Origin of the sequence: Burkholderia sp. LMU1-1-1.1 (assembly GCF_040675865.1) — a bacterium.
Classification (GTDB): Bacteria; Pseudomonadota; Gammaproteobacteria; order Burkholderiales; family Burkholderiaceae_D; genus Rugamonas.
Genome location: NZ_JBEGHG010000023.1, coordinates 390,623 through 414,772, shown reverse-complemented (window position 1 = coordinate 414,772; position 24,150 = coordinate 390,623). Strand labels below are relative to the sequence as shown.

Here is a 24,150-nt window from a genome sequence, read left to right as displayed (position 1 = left end):
GCCGGGCGTGGCGGCTGGTGCGACTTCGGGTCGAGAAATTTCATTGTATGCCTTTCCGCAGCCGCCACCGGCGCACGATTACATCATGCAAGGGGTGATGGCGGCGCATTGAGGCAGGTCAGTAACAAACCCCGGGGTTTTACAGGAAGCGGTCGAGGATTTTCTTGCCGTGCTTGTCGAGCTCGCGCACGTCGCGGATCAGGTAGTGGATGCCGTGGATGTCGGAGATCAGCAGCGTGTCCACCGTCAGCCGGCGGATGTCTTCTTCGCCGCGCAGGACGAATTCGGTGTCGCCACGGTCCGTTTCCACCGTCCATGTGCATGGCGTGGCGAAGCCGGAGACGTTGACGATGCGCGAGATCTCCGGCATGAATTCACGACCCGCCAACTCCTCGCGCACGAGGTCGCCGATTTCCTTCGGCAGGTCCTCGATGCGGTCGATCCATGCCACTTCCTTGCCGTCGCCGCTGACCAGCGCGATGCCGTCCTCCGGCGCCTGCACCGGGAACGCGCGCACCGCCGCCACGCCTTCGTGCACGTCGCCTTCGCCGGTCGTCAGCACCAGCCGGCCGAAGGGATTGCGTACCAGTTCAAATTTTGTCGTCGTCATGTGTGTCTCGGTTGCTTCCCTTGTTATTCCTTGCCGCCGCTGTCGTCCATGTCGGTGTCGACATTGCGGGCTTGCGCCTGATACAGGCGGTAGTAGGCGCCTTCGCGCGCCATCAGCACATCGTGCGAGCCTTCCTCGACCACCACGCCGCGATCCAGCACCACCAGGCGGTCGGCCTTCTGCAAGGTCGACAGGCGGTGGGCGATGGCGATCGTCGTGCGGCCTTTCACCAGGTTTTCCAGCGCGCGCTGGATTTCTTTTTCGGTCTCGGAGTCGACCGACGACGTGGCTTCGTCGAGGATCAGGATCTTCGGATCGATCAGCAGCGCGCGGGCGATCGAGATGCGTTGACGCTCGCCGCCGGACAGGCCTTGTCCGCGCTCGCCGACCATCGAGTCGTACCCCTGCGGCAGGCGCAGGATGAATTCGTGCGCGTGCGCGGCGCGGGCCGCGATGATGATTTCCTCGCGCGTCGCATCCGGTTTGCCGTAGGCGAGATTTTCGGCGATGGTGCCGAAGAACAGGAACGGCTCCTGCAGCACCAGGCCGATGTTGCGGCGGTAATCCGACACCGCGAACGAGCGGATGTCGACGCCGTCGAGCATGATGGCGCCTTCCGAAACGTCGTAGAAACGGCAGATCAAATTGACCAGCGTCGATTTGCCGGAGCCGGAGTGGCCGACCAGGCCGACCATTTCGCCGGCCTTGATATCGAGGCTGATGCCGCGGTTGACGGCGCGGTTACCGTAGCGGAAGCCGACTTCGCGCAAGGTGATGTTGCCGTCGACCTTGGCCAGCTTGACTGGATTGGCCGGCTCCGGCACCGACGAGACGTGATCGAGGATGTCGAAGATGCGCTTGGCGGCCGACGCCGACTTCTGCGTGACCGAGACGATGCGGCTCATCGAATCCAAACGGCCGTAGAAGCGGCTGGAGTAGGCGATGAACGCCGACAGCACACCGACGGTGATGTGGCCTTTCGATACCTGGTAAATGCCGAACACCCAGATCACCAGCAGACCGAGTTCGGTGAGGAACGATACCGTCGGCGAGAACAGCGACCAGATTTTATTGAGCTTGTCGTTGACCGCCAGGTTGTGCTGGTTGGCGGTGCGGAAGCGCGCCGCTTCGCGCGATTCCTGCGCGAAGGCTTTGACCACGCGGATGCCGGGGATGGTGTCGGCCAGCACGTTGGTCACCTCGCCCCATACGCGGTCGATCTTTTCAAAGCCCATGCGCAGGCGGTCGCGCACCACGTGGATCAACCAGGCGATGAAGGGCAGCGGCAGCAAGGTGAAGATCGCCAGCCACGGGTCGATCGAGAACAGGATCACGCCGGTCATGATGATCATCAGGCAGTCGGACGCGAAGTCGAGCAGGTGCAGCGACAGGAACACGCAGATCCTGTCGCTTTCGCTGCCGATGCGCGACATCAGGTCGCCCGTGCGTTTGCCGCCGAAGTATTCCAGCGACAGGCGCAGAAGGTGGTCGTAGGTTTCGGTGCGCAGGTCGGCGCCGATGCGCTCCGATACCAGCGCCAGCACGTAGGTCTTGGCCCAGCCCAGTATCCACGCCATGACCGCCGCGCCCACGAGGCCGGACATGTACAGCGCGACCATCGAGGTGTCGACCGGTTTGCCGTTCTGGTACGGGATCAGCACATTGTCCATCAACGGGATGGTCAGGTAGGGCGGGATCATGTGCGCGCCGGTGCTAAGCAACATCAGCGAGAATCCCAGCGCGAGCTGGAATTTGTACGGCCGGGCGAAGCGCCACAGGCGGAACAGGGTCCACGTCGACGGCGGCGTGTAGATTACTTTCGTGCAGACCGGGCATTCCTCCTGGTCCGGTTCCAGCGGCGCCTTGCAGCTCGGGCAGATGCTCTTTTCTTCGACGATGACCGGCACGCCGGTGGCGTGGCTGTCGAGGTGCGCCGAGAAGGCCTCCACCAGGCGGATGGCGTTGAGGTTCTGGCCCAGCGTGAAGCGCCAGGCCGCGAGGCGTCCGCCGCCGCCGATCAGTTCCAGGTGGCCGACGCCGGCGTGGTCGTGGTGCTTCAGGGTCAGGTCGTGCGAAAACGGCCACGATTGCCATTGATCCTGGCCCGGCGCGCGCGCCAGCAGGCGCGTGGCGGTGACGACGATGACACCCTTGGCGAAACGAAGTTGCTGATCCAGGTCAACCTCCAGGGCACTTACAACGTTTTCCTCTTTGGAAAGCTGTGCCTGTATCTCGGAGCGCCAGCGTTCAGGAAGCTCGCCGAGGCTGGAGACGTTGGAAAGTTGTTGGGTTGTCATCGTGCGGCTTACTCCGGTCGAAAAAATGGTGAAACTAGCATCGGTACTCTACAACAATCGCTTTGCCAATAAGGTGTTGCGGCTGGTATAAGTAATTATTTGCGGTATTCTGTCGTTGCTTAACAGTGGATTCGAAGATTTGAGTCGAATCAATAAAAGCGCAAAAAAGCACCGGGCTTTTGTACTGGCGGCAAGTATAACGCACAGACATCGGGGCCGGTGGACGTGATGAACTTGGTCAAGCTACGGGGTGGGCCAAACAGGATTTGGCGGCAAGCGGTGGTACGGGTTTAAAATACGGCGCAGGCTGGCCACGGCTGATAACAAAGATACAAGAATAGAAACATGACCAAGAAGAAAGACATTGAAGTCCTCCGCGTAACCCATTTGCGCGGTCCCAACATTTGGACCTATCGCCCGGTGATCGAGGCGTGGTTGGATATTGGCGAACTGGAAAAATACCCGTCGAATTTGTTGCCTGGCTTGTATGAGCGCCTCACCGCGATCCTGCCCGGCCTGACCGTCCACCGCTGCGGCGTGGGCGAGGTCGGCGGCTTCCTCGAACGGCTGCGCGACGGCACTTACGCCGGCCACATCCTCGAACACGTGGTGCTGGAGTTGCAGAACCTGGCCGGCATGAAGACCGGCTTCGGCAAGACGCGCCAGATCGGCGAGGACACCGGCTTGTACAAGATGGCGTTCCGCACCCGCCAGGAGCAGGTCGGCCGCGCCGCGCTGGAGGCGGGCCGCGAGCTGCTGATGGCGATGATCGAGGACCGTCCCTACGACCTGGCCGCCAAGGTGGCCGAGCTGACCGACATGGTCGAGTCGCTGTGCCTGGGGCCGAGCACCGCCAACATCGTCGATGCCGCCACCGACCGCAAAATCCCGTCGATCCGTCTGACCGACGGCAACCTGGTGCAGCTTGGCCACGGTGCCGCGCAGCGCCGCATCTGGACCGCCGAAACCGAACAGACCAGCGCCATCGCCGAAGGCATCGCCAGCGACAAGGACCTGACCAAAAGCCTGCTGGCCTCGTGCGGCGTGCCGGTGCCGCAGGGAGAGCTGGTCACCAGCGCCGAAGCGGCGTGGGAAGCGGCCGAGGACATCGGCGTGCCGGTGGTGCTCAAGCCGTACGACGGCAACCATGGACGCGGCGTCTCGCTCAACCTGATGACCCGTGACGACGTGGTGGCCGCCTATGAACTGGCGGCGCGCAAGGGCGGCAGCAAGAGCGTCATCGTCGAGCGCTTCATCCCCGGCGACGAACACCGCCTGCTGGTGGTCGGCAAGCGCCTGATCGCCGCCGCCGCCGGCGAGTCGCTGTGGGTCAGCGGCGACGGCAAGTCGAACATTCTCGAATTGTGCAATACGCAGATCAACACCGATCCGCGCCGTGGCGAAGTCGAGGACGCGCCGCTGGGCGTGGTCAAGCCGCACGAATCGGGCGAGATCATTCTGGAGCTGGCGCGCCAGGGCATGACCTGGCAATCGGTGCCGCTGGACGGCCAGAAGGTGCTGATCCAGCCGAACGGCAACGTCGCCACCGATGTCACCGACAAGGTGCACCCGCAGGTGGCCGCGATGGCGACGCTGGCGGCGCGCGTGGTCGGCCTCGATATCGCCGGCATCGACCTGGTGGCGGCCGACATTTCACGTCCGCTGCACGAGCAGGGCGGCGCCATCATCGAAGTCAACGCCAGCCCCGGCCTGCTGGCGCACCTGAAGCCGGCCAACGGCGAGCCGCGCAACGTCGGCGAGGCGATCGTCGACCACCTGTTCGCGCAGGACGAGAGCGGCCGCATGCCGATCGTCGGCATCACCGGCAAGCACGGGACGACGATGGCTTCGCGCCTGATCGCCTGGCTGCTGCAAATCAGCGGCAAGAAGGTCGGACTGACCTGCGACGACGGCCTGTTCGTCAACGGCCGCCTGCTGCCGCGCGACGGCTTCAGCGACTGGGAAACCGGCGAGCGCCTGCTGCTGAACAAAAACGTCGAGGCGGCGGTGTTCGAATCGAACGCGCGCATGATCCTGACCGAGGGCCTGGCCTACGACAAGTGCGCGGTCGGCGTGGTCACCGACGTCAGCGGCTTCGAGGAGCTGGGCGAGTTCTATATCGACAGCGCCGACAAATTGTATGGCGTGCTGCGCACCCAGGTCGACGTGATCCTGCCGAGCGGCGTGGCTGTGCTCAACGCCGCCGACGCGCAGGTGGTGGACATGGCCCGCCTGTGCGATGGCGAAGTGATTTTCTACGGTGTCGACGAGCACCTGGCGGCCATCGCCGGGCATCGCCAGGACAGCGAGCGCGTGGTGTTCCAGCGCGCGGATTGCATCGTCATGGCCCAGGGACACGACGAGGTGGCGAGCCTGCCGCTGTCGCCGCTGGTGCCGCCGGAAGCCGTGCTGGCCGCGATCGCCGCCGGCTGGGCGCTGGGACTGACGCCGGATCTGATCGGCGCCGGCCTGCGCACCTTCGATGCCAATCCGAAGCGCACCCATCACTGATAACTTCACTGAAAGAACACGAAGATTTATGGAAGTTAAACGCACCCGCGCCCTCCGCGGCCCCAATCTCTGGAGCCACCACACGGCGGTCGAAGTCATCGTCTCCTGTCCGCCTGAAGAGCAGTCGATCGCGCTGCTGCCAGGTTTCGAGCAGCGCCTGCACGCGCGCTTCCCGGCCATCGGCGCGCTGCGCACGACCGGCCGTGCCGACGCCGTGCCGCTGGCCCGCGTGCTGGAGGTGGCGACCCTGAGCCTGCAGGCGCAAGCCGGCTGCCCGGTCACCTTCAGCCGCACCAGCGCCACGCTGGAAGAGGGCATCTACCAGACCGTGGTCGAATACAGCGAGGAGGCGGTGGGACGCCTGGCCGTGACCTTGGCCGAAAACCTGATCAACGCCGCGCTGGCCGACACCCCGTTCGACCTGACCGGCGCGCTGAACGAACTGCGCGACCTCGATGAGGACGTGCGCCTTGGCCCGAGCACCGGCGCCATCGTCAGCGCCGCCGTCGCGCGCGACATCCCGATCCGCCGCCTGACCGAGGGCAGCATGGTGATGTTCGGCTGGGGCTCGAAGCAGCGCCGCATCCAGGCCGCCGAAATGGACAGCACCAGCGCCATCGGCGAATCGATCGCGCAGGACAAGGAACTGACCAAGAAGCTGCTGCACGCGGCCGGCGTGCCCGTGCCCATCGGCCGCTCGGTCGAGGATATCGAGGACGCCTGGGCCGCCGCGCTGGAGATCGGCCTGCCGGTGGTGGTCAAGCCCAAGGACGGCAACCAGGGCAAGGGCGTCACCGTCAACGTGATGACCAAGGAACAGCTGGCGCAGGCCTTCAACACCGCACGCGAATTCCGCGACGACATCATGGTCGAGCGCTACCTGCCTGGCCACGATTTCCGCCTGCTCGTCATCGGCAACAAGCTGATCGCCGCCGCGCGCCGCGATCCGCCGCAAGTGGTCGGCGACGGCACCCACACCGTGCGTGAGCTGGTCAACATCGTCAACGCCGATCCGCGCCGAGGCAGTGGCCATTCGACCTCGCTGACCAAGATCCGCTTCGACGACATCGCCCTGGCGCGCCTGGCGCTGCAGGACCTGGACGCCGATTCCGTGCCGGCCAAGGGCCAGCGCGTCATCCTGCGCAACAACGCCAACCTGTCGACCGGCGGCACCGCCACCGACGTCACCGACGACGTGCATCCGGAAGTGGCGGCGCGCGCGGTCGAGGCGGCGCAGATGATCGGCCTCGATATCTGCGGCGTCGACGTGGTCTGCGAAGGCGTGCTGCAACCGTTCGACAACCAGCGCGGCGGCGTGGTCGAAGTGAACGCCGCCCCCGGCCTGCGCATGCACATCGCGCCGTCGTACGGCAAGGGCCGCGCGGTCGGCGAGGCGATCGTCAACACCATGTTCGCGCCCGGCGAGAACGGCCGCATTCCGGTAGTCGCCGTCACCGGCACCAACGGCAAGACCACCACCGTGCGCCTGATCGCGCATCTGCTGACCGCCAGCGGCCTGCGCACCGGCATGACCAACACCGACGGCGTCTACATTGAAGGCCGCCAGACCGACAGCGGCGACTGCAGCGGTCCGCGCAGCGCCCGCAACGTGCTGCTCCATCCTGATGTGGACGCGGCGGTGTTCGAGACCGCGCGCGGCGGTGTGCTGCGTGAAGGCCTGGCCTTCGACCGTTGCCAGGTGGCCGTGGTCACCAACATCGGCAGCGGCGACCACCTCGGTTTGAACTACATCACCACGGTCGAAGACCTGGCGGTGCTCAAGCGCGTGATCGTGCAGAACGTCTCCGAAAGCGGCTTCGCGGTGCTCAACGCGGTCGATCCGATCGTCGCCGGCATGGCGGCCACCTGCCGTGGCAAGGTGATCTTCTTCGGCGCCGATCGCGGCCATCCGGTGATCGCCACGCACCGCGCGCAGGGCAGCCGCACCGTGTACGTCGAGGACGGCCATATCGTCGCGGCGGAGGGCAAGGAATTGAACAAGATCGCGCTGTCGCAGGTGCCGATCACCCGTAACGGCGCCATCGGCTTCCAGGTGGAGAACGTGATGGCCTCCGTGGCCGCCGCGTGGGGCGTCGGCATCAGCTGGGACGCGATCCGCCTCGGCCTGAAAACCTTCGCCAACGATTCGGACAACGCGCCGGGCCGTTTCAACGTGTTCGATTACAAGGGCGCGACCCTGATCGCCGACTACGGCCACAATCCGGACGCGATTCTGGCGCTGGTGCAGGCGGTGGAAACCATGCCGGCCAAGCGCCGCGCGGTGGTGATCTCGGGGGCCGGCGACCGCCGCGACCAGGACATCACCCAGCAGACCGAGATCCTCGGCCGCGCCTTCGACGATGTGATCCTGTACGAAGACCAGTGCCAGCGCGGGCGGGTCGACGGCGAGGTGGTGGCGTTGCTGCGTTCGGGCCTGAACGGCGCGCCGCGCACCTCGCACGTGCAGGAGATCTACGGCGAGTTCCTGGCCATCGACACGGCGCTGGCGCGCCTGGGCGAGGGCGATTTGTGCCTGATCCTGATCGACCAGGTGGAAGACGCGCTGGCGCACATCGCCAAGCGCATCGCGGAGGTTTAACAGCTTATTGCCTTTGGCTATCAAATCCATAGTTATTTATAGTTTTGAGCTATGGATTTGCCTCGTTACAATAGTCCCATACTATCAACGAGGAGCCAAAGCATGAGCCAGCCACCTATCACCACCGCGTCGGGCATTCCGGTCGCCGACAACCAGAACTCGGTCAGCGCCGGCCGGCGCGGCCCCTTGCTGCTGCAGGACTTCCACCTGATCGAGAAGCTGCAGCACTTCAACCGCGAGCGCATTCCGGAGCGCGTGGTCCACGCCAAGGGTTCGGGCGCCTATGGCACCTTCACCGTCACCCACGACATCACCAGATTCACCAAGGCCAAGCTGTTCTCGGCCATCGGCAAGCAGACCGAAACCTTCGTGCGCTTCTCCACCGTCGGCGGCGAAAAGGGCAGCGCCGACACCGAGCGCGATCCGCGCGGCTTCGCCATGCGCTTCTACACCGAAGAGGGCAATTGGGACCTGGTCGGCAACAACACGCCGATGTTCTTCATCAAGGACGGCATCAAGTTCCCGGACTTCATCCACACGCAAAAGCGCGATCCGCAGACCAATCTGAAATCGCCGACGATGATGTTCGACTTCTGGAGTAAGACGCCGGAAAGCCTGCACCAAGTGACGATGCTGTTCTCGGACCGTGGCACGCCGGACGGCTACCGCCACATGGACGGTTTCGGCAGCCACACCTTCAGCTTGATCAACGAGGCCGGCGAGCGTGTGTACTGCAAATGGCACCTGAAGACCAAGCAAGGCATCAAGAACCTGCCGGCATCCGAGGCGAGCCGCCTGGCCGGTGAAGACCCCGACTACGCGCAGCGCGACCTGTTCGGCGCCATCGCCGCCGGCGATTTCCCGCAGTGGGAAGTGAAGCTGCAGGTGGCCACCGAGGCCGAACTGGCCGCGTGGGAAGCGCGCACCGGCTGGAATCCGTTCGACCTGACCAAGGTGTGGCCGCACAAGGACTTCCCGCTGATCCCCGTCGGCCTGTTCGAGTTGAACCGCAATCCGCTGAACTACCACGCGGAAGTGGAGCAGGCGGCGTTGTCGCCGTCGAACGTGGTGCCGGGCCTGGGCTACTCGCCGGACAAGATGCTGCAGGCGCGCCTGTTCGCCTACCACGACGCCCAGTTGTACCGCGTCGGCACCAACCACCAGCACCTGCCGGTGAACGCGCCGCGCTGCCCGGTCCACAACCAGCAGCGCGACGGAACGATGGCGATCGCCAACGGCGGCTCGGCGCAGAACTACCAGCCGGTCGAATCGGGCGGCAGCGATCCGCAGGGCCTGGGCCATGGAGAACCGGCGCTGGCGCTGGACGGCGGCGCGGCACGCTACGACGGTCGCGGCAAGGAGGACGATTACACGCAGGCCGGTAATCTGTTCCGTTTGCTGCCGACCGAGGAAAAGCTCAACCTGTTCAACAACATCGCCGGTCCGTTGAGCCAGGTGAACGCCGAGATCATCGCCCGCCAGCTGGGCCACTTCGACCAGGCCGATCCGGCCTACGGCGCCGGCGTGCGCGCCGCGCTCAAGGCCAGGGGCGTCAACCTGGCGTGATGCGGGGCGCGGATGGCGGATTGGCGGGCAAGGCCCGCCAATCCGCCATACAATGATGCTATTGACTCGCCGCCGGAGGTTTTTTTGACACACCATGCCGATACCCTCGCCATCCCCGGGCAAACCGTGCTTGTGCTGCAGGGCGGCGGCGCTTTGGGCGCCTACCAGGTCGGCGTCTACCAGGCCATGCATGAAGCGGGGATCGAGCCGGACTGGGTGATCGGCACTTCCATCGGCGCCATCAACGGCGCCATCATCGCCGGCAGTCCACCCGGGCAGCGGCTCGAGCGGCTGCGCCAGTTCTGGCACCGCATGGAGCGCAACGCGCTGGGCTTCACCGCCATGCCGCGCAGCCTGGCCAACGCCGTCACGATGGGGCAGGGCATCCCCGCCTTTTTCGAACCGAATCCCGCCGCGTGGTGGAATCCCGAGGCCCATGTGGGCATCGAGCACGCGTCCTTCTATCAAACCACGCCGCTGCGCGCCACGCTCGACGCGCTGGTCGATTTCGACATCCTCAACAACGGCACCATGCGCATGACGGTTGGCGCGGTCAACGCCCGCAACGGCGCGATGCGCTACTTCGACACGCGGCACGAGACGCTGGGCGCGGTCCACGTGATGGCGTCGGGCGCGTTGCCGCCGGCGTTTCCGGCGGTACGCATCGACGGCGAACCGTATTGGGATGGCGGCATCTATTCGAACACGCCGATCGAGGCGGTGCTCGACGACGAGCCGCGCCGCGATTCGGTGATCTTCTCGGTGCAGGTGTGGAACCCGGACGGCAGCGAGCCGCAAAGCGTGATGCAGGTGCTCGACAAGCAAAAGGAAATCCAGTACGCCAGCCGCGCCAGCCATATCGAGCAGCAGCGCAAGCTGCACCGGCTGCGCCACGTGATCCGCCAGCTGGCGCTGCAGCTACCCAAGTCGGCGGCCGGCACGCCGGAAATGCGCGAACTGGCGCAATGGGGTTGCGGCACCACCATGCACGTCGTGTCGCTCAAGGCGCCGCGCCTGGGTAACGAGGACCATACCAAGGACATCGACTTTAGCGCGGCCGGCATCCGCGCGCGCTGGCAGGCCGGCTACGAGGATGCCGCGCGCATGATCGCGCTGCAACCGTGGCAGCGGCCGGTCGATCCGATTGAGGGCGTCGCCATTCACGAGCTGCCGCCGCCGTAGCCGGCGGCTTGCTTGCCGCTACCACGTGAGCAAGTCGCCCCGGCTGGTAAAATAGCGTCATCGGTATTCACTTATTGGATCGACATGACCATCAAAATCAGCCAGAACTTCGACTCCGGCGCCATCGAGGTGCTGCGCGCCGACAGCGCCGCCACCATCGAACTGAATCTGCGCAAGGACTCGCACGCGGATATCCACCAGTGGTTCCACTTCCGCCTGCAGGGCGCGCGCGGCCAGCAGGTCACGATGCGCTTCCTCAACGCCGGCCAGGCCACCTACCCCAAGGGCTACGAGAACTACCAGGCCGTGGCCAGCTACGACAGCGAGAACTGGTTCCGCGTGCCGACCAGCTTCGACGGCGCCGTCATGACGATCCGCCACACGCCGGACCTGGACAGCGTCTACTACGCCTACTTCGAGCCGTATTCGTTCGAGCGCCATCTGCGCCTGCTGGGCGAAGTGGCTGAGAATCCATCGGCGCGCGTGCTCGACCTGGGCAGCACGGTCGATGGCCGCGACATGAACCTGGTCGTCATCGGCAAGCCGGAAGCGGAAAAGAAAATCTGGTTCATCGCGCGCCAGCATCCGGGGGAGTCGATGGCCGAGTGGTTCATCGAGGGCCTGATCGATACGCTGCTGGACGATTCGAACCCGATCGCGCGCAAGCTGCTGCAACGCTGCGTGTTCTACATCGTGCCGAACATGAATCCGGACGGTTCGGTGCGTGGCAACCTGCGCACCAACGCCGCCGGCGCCAACCTCAATCGCGAGTGGATGACGCCATCGGTGGAGCGCAGCCCGGAAGTGCTGTATGTGAAGCAGAAGATGCACGAGACGGGCATCGACATGTTCTTCGACATCCACGGCGACGAGGCGCTGCCGTACAACTTCGTGGCCGGTAACGAGATGCTGGAGAACTTCAGCGACGAGCGCCGCGTCAAGCAGCAGGCCTTCATCGACCGCTATAAAAACGCCAGCCCGGACTTCCAGGACAAGGTCGGCTACGCGGCCAGCAAGTACAAGGAAGACATGCTGACGCTGGCGTCCAAATACGTCGGCCACCACTTCGGCTGTCTGGCGCTGACGTTGGAGATGCCGTTCAAGGACAACGCCGATCTGCCCGATCCGCACGTGGGCTGGAACGGCTCGCGCAGCGCGGCGCTGGGCGCGGCGATCCTGCAACCGATCCTGCTGTCGCTGGACGATTACTGATCGTGGGCGTCGAGATCGAGCGCAAGTTCCTGGTGCGCGGCGACGCGTGGAAAAGCCTTGGCGAGCCGGTGTTTTTTCGCCAGGGCTATCTGTCGTCGCACAAGGAGCGGGTGGTGCGGGTGCGCATCGAGGGCGACCGGGCGGTGATGACGATCAAGGGCCGCAACGTCGGCGCCACGCGCGGGGAGTGGGAGTATCCGATCCCGATGGCCGATGCGGCCGAGCTGCTCGACGGTTTGTGCGAGCAGCCGCTGATCGAAAAATACCGCCGCCGCATCGACTTCGCCGGCAATGTGTGGGAGGTCGATGAGTTCCTCGGCGCCAATGCCGGGCTGGTGGTGGCGGAGATCGAGCTGGGCTCGGAGGATCAGGTGTTCGACAAGCCGGAGTGGGTGGCCGACGAAGTCACGGATGACCTGCGCTATCTCAATTCCAGCCTGATTAAGCACCCATATTCGGCTTGGTAGCCGGCGGATTTTGGTCTAAGCTAATGGGATGGATAACGAGCGATTCTCAGCGCTTGAGGCGCACTACAACGCGATCTTGCCAACGTTAGCAACGAAGGCGGACATCGAGATGTTGCGTGCCGAAATGCAGAAGATGTCGGCCGACACACATAAGTGGATGGTCGCCAGTCTCATCGGTTTGTTTATCGGTTTCGGCGGTTTGGGAATAACACTGGTACAGATCCTGCAACCCGCGGCGGCGCTGCTGCAGCCACCTTCGCAGCCACAACACTTGCAGCCTGCTCCGCCCGTTATCATTTATTTGCCTCAGCCGCAGTCGGCACCGCCAAAATAACAAAGCCCCGCGAGGGGCTTTGTTATTGTAACTTAATGGAAATGCTCGGTGCCGCTGGGCGCGTCTTCCGGCATCTCGGCGTGCGCCAGTTCGCCGACCGGGTCGGCGAACAGCGGCGCGCCGCAGTCGTCGCAGAACTCGGCCACATAGCGCTCGGCGTGCTTCTTGATCTGCGTGATGCCGGCCGCGTTCAGGTGCGCGACGATCTCTTCCACCGGCGTCACCGGCTTCTGCACCACACCGCCCGGACCGCCTTGCAGCGGACCTTCCGGCGGCGTGCCTTCCTCGTCCTCCTGGCCGTACAGCGGCCACACCACGCCGTAGATCACGTCCGGCGTCGAGCGCTGCGTGAACGCCACGCGGTACTCGTCGATCTGGCCGTCGGCGTTTTCCTCGCCGAAGCCGGCGATCACCGCGCGCAACTCCGACGGTTCGACCGCCAAGGTGTGCGTCAGGTAGTGCACGGCGGCGCGGATCGACACCGGACGGATCAACTTGTCCGCCTCGCGGCAGGCCATGTAGTAGGCCTCAGGCAGCAGCAGCTCGATGCCGCAGCCCGGCAGCAGACGGGTGACCGTCGGCGTGACCTGCTCGCGCCATTGCTCCAGCGCGGTGGCGCGCTCGTTGGCGAAGTTGCCCTGGTTGGAAGGCATCTGCCAGCGGAACAGCGGGGCGCCGGCCGGGGCCACGACCGCCACCAGCAGGTAGCGCGTGTCGGCCAGGAACGGCGCCGTCTCCGGCACCTTGGTGTCGGCCTTGAGCACCGTGCCCTTGATCGCGGCCTGCGCCAGCTTGTGCACCTTGCCGTAGGTCTCGACGTGGCTGCGCGGCAGTTGGTCGATCGAGAACAAGGTCGGCGACATCGCCATGCGCGTGCCGTCGGCCAGCAGGTGGGCGCTGAAATGCGTCGACAGCGTTTGCAGGATGTCGGTCGGGATCGCGCCCGAGGCGATCGAGAAGCGGGTCCACGCCAGGATGGGCGCGGCCACCAGCAGCACGTCGTATTGCTTGGCCACGCCGTCGGCGGTGTCGATGGTGATGCTGCTCGATTCGCTGACCGCTTCGACGCCATCCATCAGCACGTCGTAGGCGTTCAAGTCTTCCTTGAACAGCGCGTTGAGCGTGGCGTCGATGGTGTCCTGGTGGCCGGTCTTGAGGAGTTTCTGGAGCTGTGCATCGAGGTTGTGTTCCCACGACCGCTCTTCAAGCCGGCTGGCCGCCTGACCAACCGCTTGGGCGTAGGTGACGAGACGCTGGCTTTCGACAGACAATTTATGGGATGAATCTTTAGATGGACGACGCATAGCGCAATAAGAGTCTTATAAAAAGTGAAAAAAGCGGATCAGTCATGCAGATGATAACCCTTATGACACGTATTGTAGTTGATTCGCTCAGCTAACCCTTATTAGTTCGGGACTGGGGGGCGTAAATCAAGTCCGCGCGGGGCTGGCAGCGCGCGCGGACGGTCGGGCGCCGATCCGTCAAGCGATCGCCAAGGCCGCGACCTGCGCGGTCGTCATGGCGCCGTTGTAGATGCGGAAATCATCCACCTTGCCGTTGAAGTAGGGATCGGCCGGATACTGCGAGCGGCCGAGCCAGTTGCTCTCGGTGCTACCCAGGCGGAACGGCGCGCGCGTCATCGCGGTGTTGGTGCCGACCGCGCTGCCGTTCACATACAAGGTGGCGGTCGATCCCGACAAGGTGACCGCCACGTGCACCCACTGGCCGGTCGCCAGCGGCGCCGGCGCCGACACCGTCTGGCTGCCGTAGCCACCGTTGTTGGAGATGGTGAAAGCGAGGCCGCCACGGAAGGCGCGCGGCGTCATGAACAGGTATTGGTTCATGCCGGTGCCGAAGTCGAACACCCGTTCCCAGTCGCGCGCGGCGTTCCAGTACACCTTGACGGCGATGGTGAAGTCGGCCAGGTCGGCGGCGACGCCGGCCGGCAGCGCGACGTACTGGTCGACGCCGTTGAAGCTCAACGCCCCCAGCCGGGTCAGCAAGGTCAACGCCGTGTCCGCTTTTACTTCATTGGACGGCGCGCTCTCGCCCGTCGGCGTGGCCGCCGTGACGACATAATAGTAAGCGCCGGCGGCCATGCCGCTGTCGGTGAAGGTCAGCAGGTCGGTAATGCCGCTGGCGACGGTGGTGTACGGGCCGCCGGCCGTGGTGGCGCGTTTGACCGTGTAACCGGTGGCGTAGGCCGAGCCCCACCACGACAGCTCGACCTTGCCGCCGACCAGGCGCGCGGTCAGCCCGCTGGGCGCGGCGCCGGCGGCGATCGGATCGCGGGTGAAGGTCAAGGTGCCGAGGCCGAGCTGGTCGCCGTTGCCGCCGTCGCCCTCGACCCCTATCTTTTTCGTCATCAAGGTGACGTAGGGCGCCGCTAGGCCGAGCCGGTTGACGTAGTGGTTGCGCACCATTTCCCATACCACTCGCGTGGCCGGCAGGCCGGCCGGGGAGATGCCCAGGCCGGTGCCGTGCCGGTTGGTGTAGGGATCGAAGGGCATGGACGTGTAGTACAGGTTGTTGTTGGCGTCGGCCAGGTTGGACTTGGCCACGTACTCGGCGCCGGCCAGGAAGCGGTTGTTGTCGTAGCCGTAGAGGTCGTCGCCCTGGTTCCACGCCATCTCGCAGAAGACGCCGGCCAGGCCGATGCCCAGCGTGCTGTGCCCCTGGTCGCGCGAACTTTCCTGCCATTGACCGAGATGGCCCGGATGGATGAAGCGCACCGCCTGGTTGGAGGCGCCGTTGCCGGCGCCGGTTTTGTAGTAGTCAACCGCTTCGTTGTAGAGGTCTTCGCGGTCGCACAGCACACCGATGGCCAGGATCGAGGCCAGGTTGCACTGGTCCCAGTTGGCCCAGTAGTTGGTGATGTCGGCGCCGTTGTGCTGCGTCAGGAACTGGTGGTTCATCGGATAGAACACGGTCAGCATCATGTTCTGGAAGCGCGCCAGGTCGGCCGGCGCCCAGCCCTCGTAGGTGCGCATGATCTCGGCGGCATTGGCGAACTGGTAGCCGTAGATGCCGGCGGCCAGGAAGCGGTCGGCGTTGCCGGTGATGGCGGTCAGCCTGGCCGACCATTCGTTCAGGTATTGGATCGCCTTGTTGGCGTAGGCGACGTCGTTGGTGACTTTCCAGCGCACCGCGATCTGGTAGGCGCGGGCGGTGTCGATATACAGCTGGGCGAAGTTTTGGCCGTCGCCGCCGCGCACGACGGTGGTCAGCGGACGCGGATCGTTGCCCAGGTGCGAACGGCCAGTGGTAAGCAGCGCGTTCCAGCCGTCGAGCCAGGGTTGCGCGCCGGCGGCGACCTTGGCGCGCATGCGGTCGAAGTCGGCCTCGGTGTGCAACAGGCCGGGATGCTTGAAGACGCGGGCCGCCTGCTGGCCGACCACGGTGCCGCCCGCCAGCAGGCGGGGCGTCCCGGCGGATGGTTCGGCGGTGTCGGCCGAGCCGCCGCCGCAACCGGCCAGCGCGAGGGGGCCAAGGGCCGCCAGACTGAGCGAGCCTGCACAAAAATTTCTACGTTCCAATGCAATTTCCGGCTTCTTCGACATGTTCACCTTTCAGCTCCGGGAGCTCAAATGTTAAAAATAGTCCATCGGGAAGCCGATTATGCGACAAGTAATTTCGATGTGGAAATGTTTTCAATTGTGCGGGATGAAAAAAAACACCCCGCCGCCGAAGCGGGCAGGGTGTTTTTCCGGTATGAAACTAGTTTAAGTGCTTGATTATGCAGCGAGCAGCTGGCGCAGCACGAATGGCAGAATACCGCCGTGCTTGTAGTAATCGACTTCGATCGGGGTGTCGATACGCAGCAACACTTTGACTTCCTGGCTCGAGCCGTCGGCGCGATGGATCACCAAGGTGGCCAGCTGTTGCGGCTTGATCTCGCCTTCCAGGCCCTTCAGGTCGTAGGTTTCCTTGCCGGTGATGCCCAGGGTTTCGACGCTGTCGGTGCCGATGAATTGCAGCGGCAGCACGCCCATGCCGACCAGGTTGGAGCGGTGGATGCGTTCGAACGAACGCACGATCACGGCCTTCACGCCCAGCAGCTGGGTGCCCTTGGCCGCCCAGTCGCGCGACGAGCCGGTGCCGTACTCTTCGCCGCCGAACACCATGGTCGGCGTGCCTTCGGCGACGTACTTCATCGCCGCGTCGTAGATCGACAGCTGTTCGCCCGATGGCTGGTGGATCGTGATGCCGCCCTCGACCGCCGAACCGTCCGCTTTTGGCGGGATCATCTTGTTCTTGATACGCACGTTGGCGAAGGTGCCGCGCATCATGATCTCGTGGTTACCGCGACGCGAGCCGTACGAGTTGAAGTCCGCCTTGAGCACGCCGTTGGCCAGCAGCCATTTGCCCGCCGGGCCGTCTTCCTTGATGGAGCCGGCAGGGGAGATGTGGTCGGTGGTGATCGAGTCGCCGAACACGCCCAGCGCGCGCGCGCCTTCGATGCCGGTGGCGACCGCTTTCGGGGTCATCTCGAAGCCGTCGAAGAACGGTGGCTCGGCGATGTAGGTCGACGCCGGCCAGTTGTACACTTGGCCTTCGGTGGTCGACACGTGTTCCCACAGCTTGCCCGGGTTGCCCTTGACGTCGGCGTAGTTGGTCTTGAACACTTTCGAGTTCATCGCGAACTTCATCAGCTTGGCGATCTCTTTCGAGGTCGGCCAGATGTCGCCCAGGTACACGTCCTTGCCGTTGGTGCCCTTGCCGACCGGTTGGGTCATCAGGTCGACGGTCATGTTGCCGGCGATGGCGTAGGCCACGACCAGCGGTGGCGAGGCCAGGAAGTTCGAACGGATGTTCGGGTGGATCCGCGCTTCGAAGTTGCGGTTACCGGACAGCACGGCCGAGGCGACGATGTCGTTCGCGGTGATGGTGGCGTTCAGTTCCGGGGTCAGGTCGCCGGCGTTGCCGATGCAGGTGGTGCAGCCGTAGGCGGTCACGCCGAAGCCCAGTTGCTCCAGGTATGGCAGCAGGCCGGCGGCGGTCAGGTACTCGGTGACCACGCGCGAGCCGGGGGCCAGCGACGACTTGATGTGCGGGGCGACCGTCAGGCCGGCTTCGACGGCCTTCTTGGCCAGCAGGCCGGCGGCCAGCAGCACGCTCGGGTTCGAGGTGTTGGTGCACGAGGTGATCGCGGCGATCAGCACGTCGCCGTTCTTGACGTTCACGCCGTTGCTGGTGGTGTAGGTCTTCGACAGGTCGTCCGGCTTTTTGTTGAAGCCGTTTTCGGTGGTCGGTTTCGAGAACAGTTCGGTGAAGTTGTTTTTCACGTTGCCGATTTCGATACGGTCCTGTGGACGCTTGGGGCCGGCCAGCGAAGGGGTGACGCTCGTCAGGTTCAGTTCCACCACGCGGGTGTAGTCGATCTCGCCGGCTTTCGATACGCCGTACATGCCCTGCGCCTTGAAATAGGCGGCGAAGGCGTCGATTTCCGCCTTGGTGCGGCCGGTGCCTTCGAAGTATTCGATGGTGGCGTCGTCGACCGGGAAGAAGCCCATCGTCGCGCCGTATTCAGGCGCCATGTTGGCGATGGTGGCGCGGTCGGTGACCGACAGGGTCTCGGTGCCTTCGCCGAAGAACTCGACGAACTTGCCGACGACTTTCTCTTTGCGCAGCAGTTCGGTGATGGTCAGCACCAGGTCGGTCGCGGTGCAGCCTTCGCGCAGCACGCCGGTCAGGTTGACGCCGATCACGTCCGGGGTCAGGAAATAGACCGGCTGGCCCAGCATGCCGGCTTCCGCCTCGATGCCGCCCACGCCCCAGCCGACCACGCCGATGCCGTTGATCATGGTGGTGTGCGAGTCGGTGCCGACCAGCGAATCAGGGTAGTACACGCCGGCAGCATCCTTGTGCACGCCGCGCGCCAGGTATTCCAGGTTGACCTGGTGGACGATGCCGAAGCCCGGCGGCACCACGCCGAAGGTGTCGAACGCTTGCATGCCCCATTTCATGAACTGGTAGCGCTCGTTGTTGCGCGAGAATTCCAGCTTCATGTTCAGGTCCAGCGCGCCCGGCTCGCGGAAGTGGTCGATGGTGACCGAGTGGTCGACCACCAGGTCGACAGGGACCAGCGGTTCGATCTTCTTGGCGTTGATACCCATCTTGTAGGCGACGTTGCGCATCGCGGCCAGGTCGGCCAGCAGCGGCACGCCGGTGAAGTCCTGCAGCACCACGCGGGCGACGACGAACGGGATCTCGTCGGTGCGCTCGCCGGTCGGGCTCCAGTTGGCCAGCTGCTTGATGTGTTCTTCGGTGACTTTTTTGCCGTCGCAGTTGCGCAGCACGGATTCCAGCACAACGCGGATCGATACCGGCAGGCGGGAGATTTTGGCGCCCAGGCTCTTCTCCAGTGCAGGCAGCGAATAGAACTTCGCCTTCTTGCCCGAAATGTTGAAATCCTTAAGCGTGTTCAGAGTGTTGCGGGACATGACCTCTCCTTCAGTGGGTATCGTCTATTTGTTGAAGTACTACGTTGTGCAAGCGCCCGTGGCGGCGCGCCCGTTTTGGAACCGTCGTGTTGAAACCGTATTACTGGATCGTGATCTTGGTGCTGGTCGGCTCGGCCTCGGAGGTCGTGACCGGCTTCAATTGTTCGGCGTTGCGGCATTCGTTGGCCAACTGGCGGTTCAATTTGGAATCGAGCAGCATGCCCTTGGCTGGAATGCCGATCCAGATCAGGCCGTACAATTTGTTTTCGAAGCGCTGGGCGCCGGTGGTCGTGCCCACGCGCGTCAGGCGGTGCAGGCGCTTCTTCCAGCGCAGCGCGATGTGCGACTCGTCGGTGGTGTTGGCGTAGATCGTGATCTTGTTGCCCAGTTCGCAATCGAACTCGGTCACGGCCGAATCGGTGACGACCGGCTCGTCGGCTTCCTCGTCGGGGCCTTTCGGTACGGCTTCCTCCACCGGCTTGGCGGCCTTCTTGGTGGACTTCTTCACCGTCTTTTTGACCGGGGTTTTGGTGGGTTCCGCTGCGGCGTGGGCGCCGGCGGCCAGGGACAGCGAAGCCAGCGCGAGGCTGCAGGCCATGAATAGTTTCGAGATCGACATCAGTTTGTTTCCAGTGGGTGGTCGGCGGGGTTCATCAGCGCGGCCACCGACTCGGGCAAGCTCAGCCCGGCCAGTTTGGCGCGCTGTAAAACGGTCCAATAATATCGGTAGCTGGCGCGGTCGTGCAAGCGCCCGTTCTGTGCGATCGGCCCCCATTGCACGGCAGCCGCCTCGAGCAGGATGGCGGCCGCCTCGTTCACCTCGGACAGGCGCGGCGTGAAGGTCTTGATGATCGGCTTGATCTGGTTCGGGTGGATGCTCCACATGCGCGTGTAGCCGAATTCGGCGGCGGCGCGCTGGGCGTCGTTGGCGGCGACGGCCGTGTCCTTGATCTCGGTGGTGACGTTATGCGACGGCACCTTGCCGTGCGCGTGGCAGGCGGCCGAGATTTCCAGCTTGGCGCGCACCACCAGCGGGTGCGTGAACTGGCCCGGCGTGCGCATGGCCGCGCCGGGGATGGCGCCGTAGTGCGACGAGATGAAGTCCATGATGCCGAACGACAGGCACTGCACCTGCGGAATGGCGGCGATGTCGTAGGCCTGGCGCAGCGCGCCGTGGGTTTCGATCAGCACGTGGACCGGTAAATCGGCGCGGCCGGCCTTGGCCGCGTGCCGGTTGATCAGCGCGATGGCGTCGACGACTTCCTGCGCGCCGTTGACTTTCGGCAGCACCAGGTAGGCCAGGCGCTGGGCGGCGGCGCAGATGATCTCGACGTCCTGGGCGAAGAACGGGCTGCCGACATCGTGCACGCGGGCGCCGATGCGGTTGAATTTGTTGTCGTCGGAGCTCAGCAGCTCGGCCACCAGGCGCGCGTGGGCGGCCTCGTTGCCGGCGCTGGCGCCGTCCTCGCAGTCGAGCGTGATGTCGAACAGCGGGCCAAGTTCTTGTTGCAGAGCGATCGATTTGCGCATCAGCTTTTCGGAGCCGGCGTAGTGGTCGCAGGCCGGCAGCAGCAGCGGCTGGCGATTGCCCTGGAATAAAACCTCGGATGGGTGCATGCGGGTGTGGTCTGGAATGGCGGTTGGCTGGATGGCTGGCGTTTCGGGTGTGGCGGGTAGGGCCGACAAGGGCGGAACAGACGCCGCGCTGCTCTCGGCAGCGCGGCGGGTGCGGCGGATCGGTGGTTTAACCGGTTCCACTTGGCGCGGGAAGGAAGATTACGGCAGCAGGTGCTTGACGCCTTCGCGTTCTTCGGTCAGTTCCTTCAAGGTCAGGTTGATGCGCTCTTGCGAGAAGGCGTCGATTTCCAGGCCCTGGACGATTTTGTATTCGCCGTTTTCGGTGGTGACAGGGAAGCCGAACATGGTGCCTTCAGGGATGCCGTACGAACCATCCGACGGAACGCCCATGGTGGTCCACTTGCCGTTGGTGCCCAGCATCCAGTCGTGGACGTGGTCGATGGCGGCGTTGGCGGCCGACGCGGCCGACGACAGGCCGCGCGCTTCGATGATGGCGGCGCCGCGCTTGCCGACGGTCGGCAGGAACACGTTGGCGTTCCATTCCTGGTCGTTGATCAGGTCCTTGACGGCCTTGCCGCCGACGGTGGCGAAGCGGTAGTCGGCGTACATCGTTGGCGAGTGGTTGCCCCACACGGTCAGCTTCTCGATGTCCTTCACGGCGGTGCCGGTCTTGGCGGCCACTTGCGACAGCGCGCGGTTGTGGTCCAGGCGCAGCATGGCGGTGAAGTTCTTGGCCGGCAGCGACGGCGCCGATTTCATGGCGATGTAGGCGTTGGTGTTGGCAGGGTTGCCGACCACCAGCACTTTGACGTTGCGCGAAGCGACGGCGTCCAGCGCCTTGCCTTGCACGGTGAAGATCTGGGCGTTCGCTTCCAGCAGGTCTTTGCGTTCCATGCCAGGGCCGCGCGGACGGGCGCCGACCAGCACGGCGACATCGACGTCCTTGAAGGCGGTCAGCGGGTCGGAGTGGGCGGTCATCTCGGTCAGCAGCGGGAAGGCGCAGTCGTCGATTTCCATCATGACGCCCTTGAGGGCCTTTTGTGCTTTTTCGTCAGCGATTTCCAGCAGTTGCAGGATGACCGGCTGGTCTTTGCCGAGCATGTCGCCGTTGGCGATGCGGAACAGCAGAGCGTAACCGATTTGACCGGCGGCGCCGGTGACAGCAACACGCATTGGGGTTTTAGCCATGATGAATCTCCAAAGTGGGAATGAAAACGTTCTTGAGCCGCGTTCTTAAACTGGACCGCGCCGGCCCGGGAAAACCTAATCCATAATGATACTGCAAATCCACAGCATATAAGCGCATGGCTGCGGAGTGTAGGCGCGTAACTAGCTTCTGTCAATCCTATCTTATGTCTTATATAAGACAGATAAGTTGTTGCCGGTTTTGCTGGACGGAAGCGGTCGTTTGTGGTGAAATCTCGGTCTATGAATCCCGTCCCGCCCAATCCGAACAGCAGCAGCCCAGCCTCAAGTGCCGGTGGCGCAGCAGGATCGTCGGCGGGTTCGGCGGCCTCGTCGCCAGCCGCGCCGTCGCCGGCGACGACCGGCGCGCCGGGGCTTCCGGCCGGCAGCTCGCCGACATTCTCCCCACTTTACCAGCAAATCAAGGCGCTGATAACTCAGAGCCTGCAATCGGGGGAGTGGAAACCGGGCGAGCTGATCCCCAGCGAGGTCGAGCTGGCCAACCGCTTCAAGGTCAGCCAGGGCACGGTGCGCAAGGCCATCGACGAGCTGGCCGCCGAGAACCTGGTCATGCGCAAGCAGGGCAAGGGCACCTTCGTCGCCACCCACCACGAGGCGCGCGCCCATTTCCGCTTCCTCAAGCTGATGCCCGACGAGGGCGTGCCACACTATCCTGAAAGTAAGTTCATCGAAGTCAAGCGCATGCGCGCGCCCGCCGACGTGGCGCGCCTGCTCGACCTGAAGTCCGGCGACGCCGTCATCTTCATCAAGCGCGTGCAGTCGTTCGACAGCGTGCCCACCATCGTCGAGGAGATGTGGCTGCCCGGCGTGACGTTCAAGGGATTGACCGCCGAGCGGCTGGTCGAATACAAGGGCCCGATGTACGGACTGTTCGAGTCCGAATTCGGCACCCGCATGATCCGGGCGACCGAGAAGATCCGCGCCGTGTGCGCCGACGCCGGCGTGGCCGCGCTGCTGCACATCGCCATCGACACGCCGCTGCTGGCGTCGGAGCGGGTGTCGTTCACCTACGGCGACAAGCCGGTGGAGTTGCGCCGGGGACAGTATCTGACCGAACGCCACCACTATCACAACGAACTGAATTGACTGGTGAGCTGAACCGAATCGAACCCAACGGGTGGAGCAGGAGACCCTGGCATGCGGAACAGCGCGTCAGGTAGCGTACAACAAACCGTGCGTCACACGGCGGTAGCATTGTTGCGCTGATAATACGTTGAGCTGCGGAAAGCGGCCGCCGGACAGTGTTGCAAAACACTATTTTAGTTATATGTAACAATAGATATTGGTTATCGGCGCGGAAATCGGCGAAAATCGCGGTCTAACCAATTTTTGTTTAAGCCTGAGGAGGTCTTGTTATGTCAGAAGCCGTAAGGGAAGTCCCTAAAAAAGAACGGCGGGAATTCCGTAATATCCATATTACCGAAATCCTCAACTATCGCCAGCCCCTGGCCGCCATCGTCTCCATCCTGCACCGCATCAGCGGTGTTCTGATGTGTCTGTTGCTGCCATTCGTGCTGTATTTGCTGCAAGAGAGCCTGCGTTCCGAGATTTCCTTCGCGCACTATCAAGGCTTCATCACCTACCCGCTGGTCAAGCTGATCATCCTGGCGCTGTGCTGGGGCTACTTCCACCACTTCTGCGCCGGCGTCCGCCACCTGGTGATGGATACCCACATCGGCCTGGACAAGGATTCGGCGCGCCGCTCGTCGGCCACCGTGCTGGTCATCAGCGTGACATTGACCGTGCTGGTCGCCCTGAAACTGTTTGGAGTGTTCTGATATGGCTAACAATAACATCGGCCCGAAGCGCATGGTTGTCGGCGCCCACTACGGCATGAAAGACTGGCTGGCCCAGCGCGTGACCGCCGTCATGATGGTGCTCTACACCGCCATCCTGCTGGTGTCGTTCCTGACCGGGCAGAATTTCACCTATGAAGGCTGGGCCGCGCTGTTCGCCCAGCAATGGTTCAAACTGATTTCCGCCGTGACCTTGTTCGGCCTGTTCTATCACGCCTGGGTCGGCATGCGCGACGTCTGGATGGACTACGTCAAAGCCGTCGGCGTTCGCCTGACCCTGCAAATCGCCACGATGCTGTGGTTGATCGCTTGTGCCGTATGGTCGGTACAGATACTCTGGAGTGTGTAA

Annotated in this window: 19 protein-coding genes; 11 read left to right on the top strand and 8 right to left on the bottom strand. The window is 64.0% G+C overall.

The genetic code is table 11. From position 1 onward, the window contains the following. Positions 1–139: 139 nt before the first annotated feature. A complete protein-coding gene (locus MRBLMU1_RS20195; RefSeq protein ID WP_363504763.1) occupies positions 140–610 on the bottom strand; it encodes a DUF1854 domain-containing protein in 471 nt (156 codons plus the stop codon). Between the two features lie 23 nt (positions 611–633). Next, entirely contained in the window at positions 634–2,907 is a 2,274-nt protein-coding gene (locus MRBLMU1_RS20190; protein WP_363504760.1) for an ABC transporter ATP-binding protein, read from the bottom strand. A 345-nt stretch (positions 2,908–3,252) separates the two neighbouring features. Here MRBLMU1_RS20190 and cphA (MRBLMU1_RS20185) point away from each other — a divergent pair, with 345 nt between their 5' ends. The 7 genes from cphA (MRBLMU1_RS20185) (at position 3,253) to MRBLMU1_RS20155 (ending at position 12,778) form a co-directional block, all read left to right on the top strand. After that, on the top strand, positions 3,253–5,418 hold the full coding sequence (cphA, locus tag MRBLMU1_RS20185) for a cyanophycin synthetase (RefSeq protein WP_363504757.1): 2,166 nt from the start codon (positions 3,253–3,255) through the stop codon (positions 5,416–5,418). 28 nt (positions 5,419–5,446) lie between these two features. Beyond that, the gene (gene cphA / locus MRBLMU1_RS20180) at positions 5,447–8,017 is read left to right on the top strand and encodes a cyanophycin synthetase (protein WP_363504754.1); all 2,571 of its coding nucleotides are present in this window, start codon (positions 5,447–5,449) and stop codon (positions 8,015–8,017) included. 102 nt (positions 8,018–8,119) lie between these two features. Beyond that, positions 8,120–9,583, top strand: coding sequence for a catalase (locus MRBLMU1_RS20175; protein WP_363504751.1), 1,464 nt, complete (start codon positions 8,120–8,122; stop codon positions 9,581–9,583). A gap of 111 nt (positions 9,584–9,694) precedes the next feature. Next, positions 9,695–10,765, top strand: a complete 1,071-nt coding sequence (locus tag MRBLMU1_RS20170) for a patatin-like phospholipase family protein (protein WP_414646100.1) — start codon at positions 9,695–9,697, stop codon at positions 10,763–10,765. A gap of 84 nt (positions 10,766–10,849) precedes the next feature. Further along, positions 10,850–11,977, top strand: a complete 1,128-nt coding sequence (locus MRBLMU1_RS20165) for a M14 family metallopeptidase (RefSeq protein ID WP_363504745.1) — start codon at positions 10,850–10,852, stop codon at positions 11,975–11,977. 2 nt (positions 11,978–11,979) lie between these two features. After that, the gene (locus MRBLMU1_RS20160) at positions 11,980–12,444 is read left to right on the top strand and encodes a CYTH domain-containing protein (protein WP_363504742.1); all 465 of its coding nucleotides are present in this window, start codon (positions 11,980–11,982) and stop codon (positions 12,442–12,444) included. A 28-nt stretch (positions 12,445–12,472) separates the two neighbouring features. Further along, complete coding sequence (locus MRBLMU1_RS20155; protein WP_363504741.1) at positions 12,473–12,778, top strand: hypothetical protein; 306 nt, start codon at positions 12,473–12,475, stop codon at positions 12,776–12,778. A gap of 32 nt (positions 12,779–12,810) precedes the next feature. Here the strand turns inward: MRBLMU1_RS20155 and MRBLMU1_RS20150 are convergent, their stop codons facing one another. Both MRBLMU1_RS20150 and MRBLMU1_RS20145 read right to left on the bottom strand, forming a co-directional pair. Continuing rightward, entirely contained in the window at positions 12,811–14,082 is a 1,272-nt protein-coding gene (locus MRBLMU1_RS20150) for a DUF2863 family protein (protein ID WP_363504738.1), read from the bottom strand. A 177-nt stretch (positions 14,083–14,259) separates the two neighbouring features. Next, a complete protein-coding gene (locus MRBLMU1_RS20145; protein WP_363504735.1) occupies positions 14,260–16,314 on the bottom strand; it encodes a LamG-like jellyroll fold domain-containing protein in 2,055 nt (684 codons plus the stop codon). 51 nt (positions 16,315–16,365) lie between these two features. Between MRBLMU1_RS20145 and MRBLMU1_RS20140 the strand changes: the two genes are divergently transcribed. Then, positions 16,366–16,512 (top strand): hypothetical protein, encoded by a 147-nt coding sequence (locus tag MRBLMU1_RS20140; protein ID WP_363504732.1) that lies wholly within the window; start codon positions 16,366–16,368, stop codon positions 16,510–16,512. On the opposite strand, the gene acnA is transcribed toward MRBLMU1_RS20140, so the two are convergent. From acnA to MRBLMU1_RS20120, 4 genes are all read right to left on the bottom strand, one after another. After that, positions 16,513–19,221, bottom strand: coding sequence for an aconitate hydratase AcnA (gene acnA, locus MRBLMU1_RS20135; RefSeq protein WP_363504729.1), 2,709 nt, complete (start codon positions 19,219–19,221; stop codon positions 16,513–16,515). 100 nt (positions 19,222–19,321) lie between these two features. Continuing rightward, positions 19,322–19,840 carry a hypothetical protein gene (locus MRBLMU1_RS20130; RefSeq protein ID WP_363504726.1) on the bottom strand — a complete coding sequence of 173 codons (519 nt, stop codon included), beginning with the start codon at positions 19,838–19,840 and terminating at the stop codon, positions 19,322–19,324. Next, on the bottom strand, positions 19,840–20,838 hold the full coding sequence (locus MRBLMU1_RS20125) for an HpcH/HpaI aldolase/citrate lyase family protein (RefSeq protein ID WP_363504723.1): 999 nt from the start codon (positions 20,836–20,838) through the stop codon (positions 19,840–19,842). The genes MRBLMU1_RS20130 and MRBLMU1_RS20125 overlap by 1 nt, the downstream gene beginning before the upstream one ends. Before the next feature lie 159 nt (positions 20,839–20,997). Then, positions 20,998–21,987, bottom strand: coding sequence for a malate dehydrogenase (locus tag MRBLMU1_RS20120; protein WP_363504720.1), 990 nt, complete (start codon positions 21,985–21,987; stop codon positions 20,998–21,000). Positions 21,988–22,227: 240 nt separating this feature from the next. Between MRBLMU1_RS20120 and MRBLMU1_RS20115 the strand changes: the two genes are divergently transcribed. The 3 genes from MRBLMU1_RS20115 to sdhD all read left to right on the top strand — a co-directional run bounded on the left by MRBLMU1_RS20115 (position 22,228) and on the right by sdhD (position 24,150). Next, the gene (locus MRBLMU1_RS20115; RefSeq protein ID WP_363504717.1) at positions 22,228–23,091 is read left to right on the top strand and encodes a GntR family transcriptional regulator; all 864 of its coding nucleotides are present in this window, start codon (positions 22,228–22,230) and stop codon (positions 23,089–23,091) included. Positions 23,092–23,360: 269 nt separating this feature from the next. Beyond that, positions 23,361–23,783 carry a succinate dehydrogenase, cytochrome b556 subunit gene (sdhC, locus tag MRBLMU1_RS20110; protein WP_363504714.1) on the top strand — a complete coding sequence of 141 codons (423 nt, stop codon included), beginning with the start codon at positions 23,361–23,363 and terminating at the stop codon, positions 23,781–23,783. Position 23,784: 1 nt separating this feature from the next. Continuing rightward, a complete protein-coding gene (sdhD, locus tag MRBLMU1_RS20105; RefSeq protein ID WP_363504711.1) occupies positions 23,785–24,150 on the top strand; it encodes a succinate dehydrogenase, hydrophobic membrane anchor protein in 366 nt (121 codons plus the stop codon).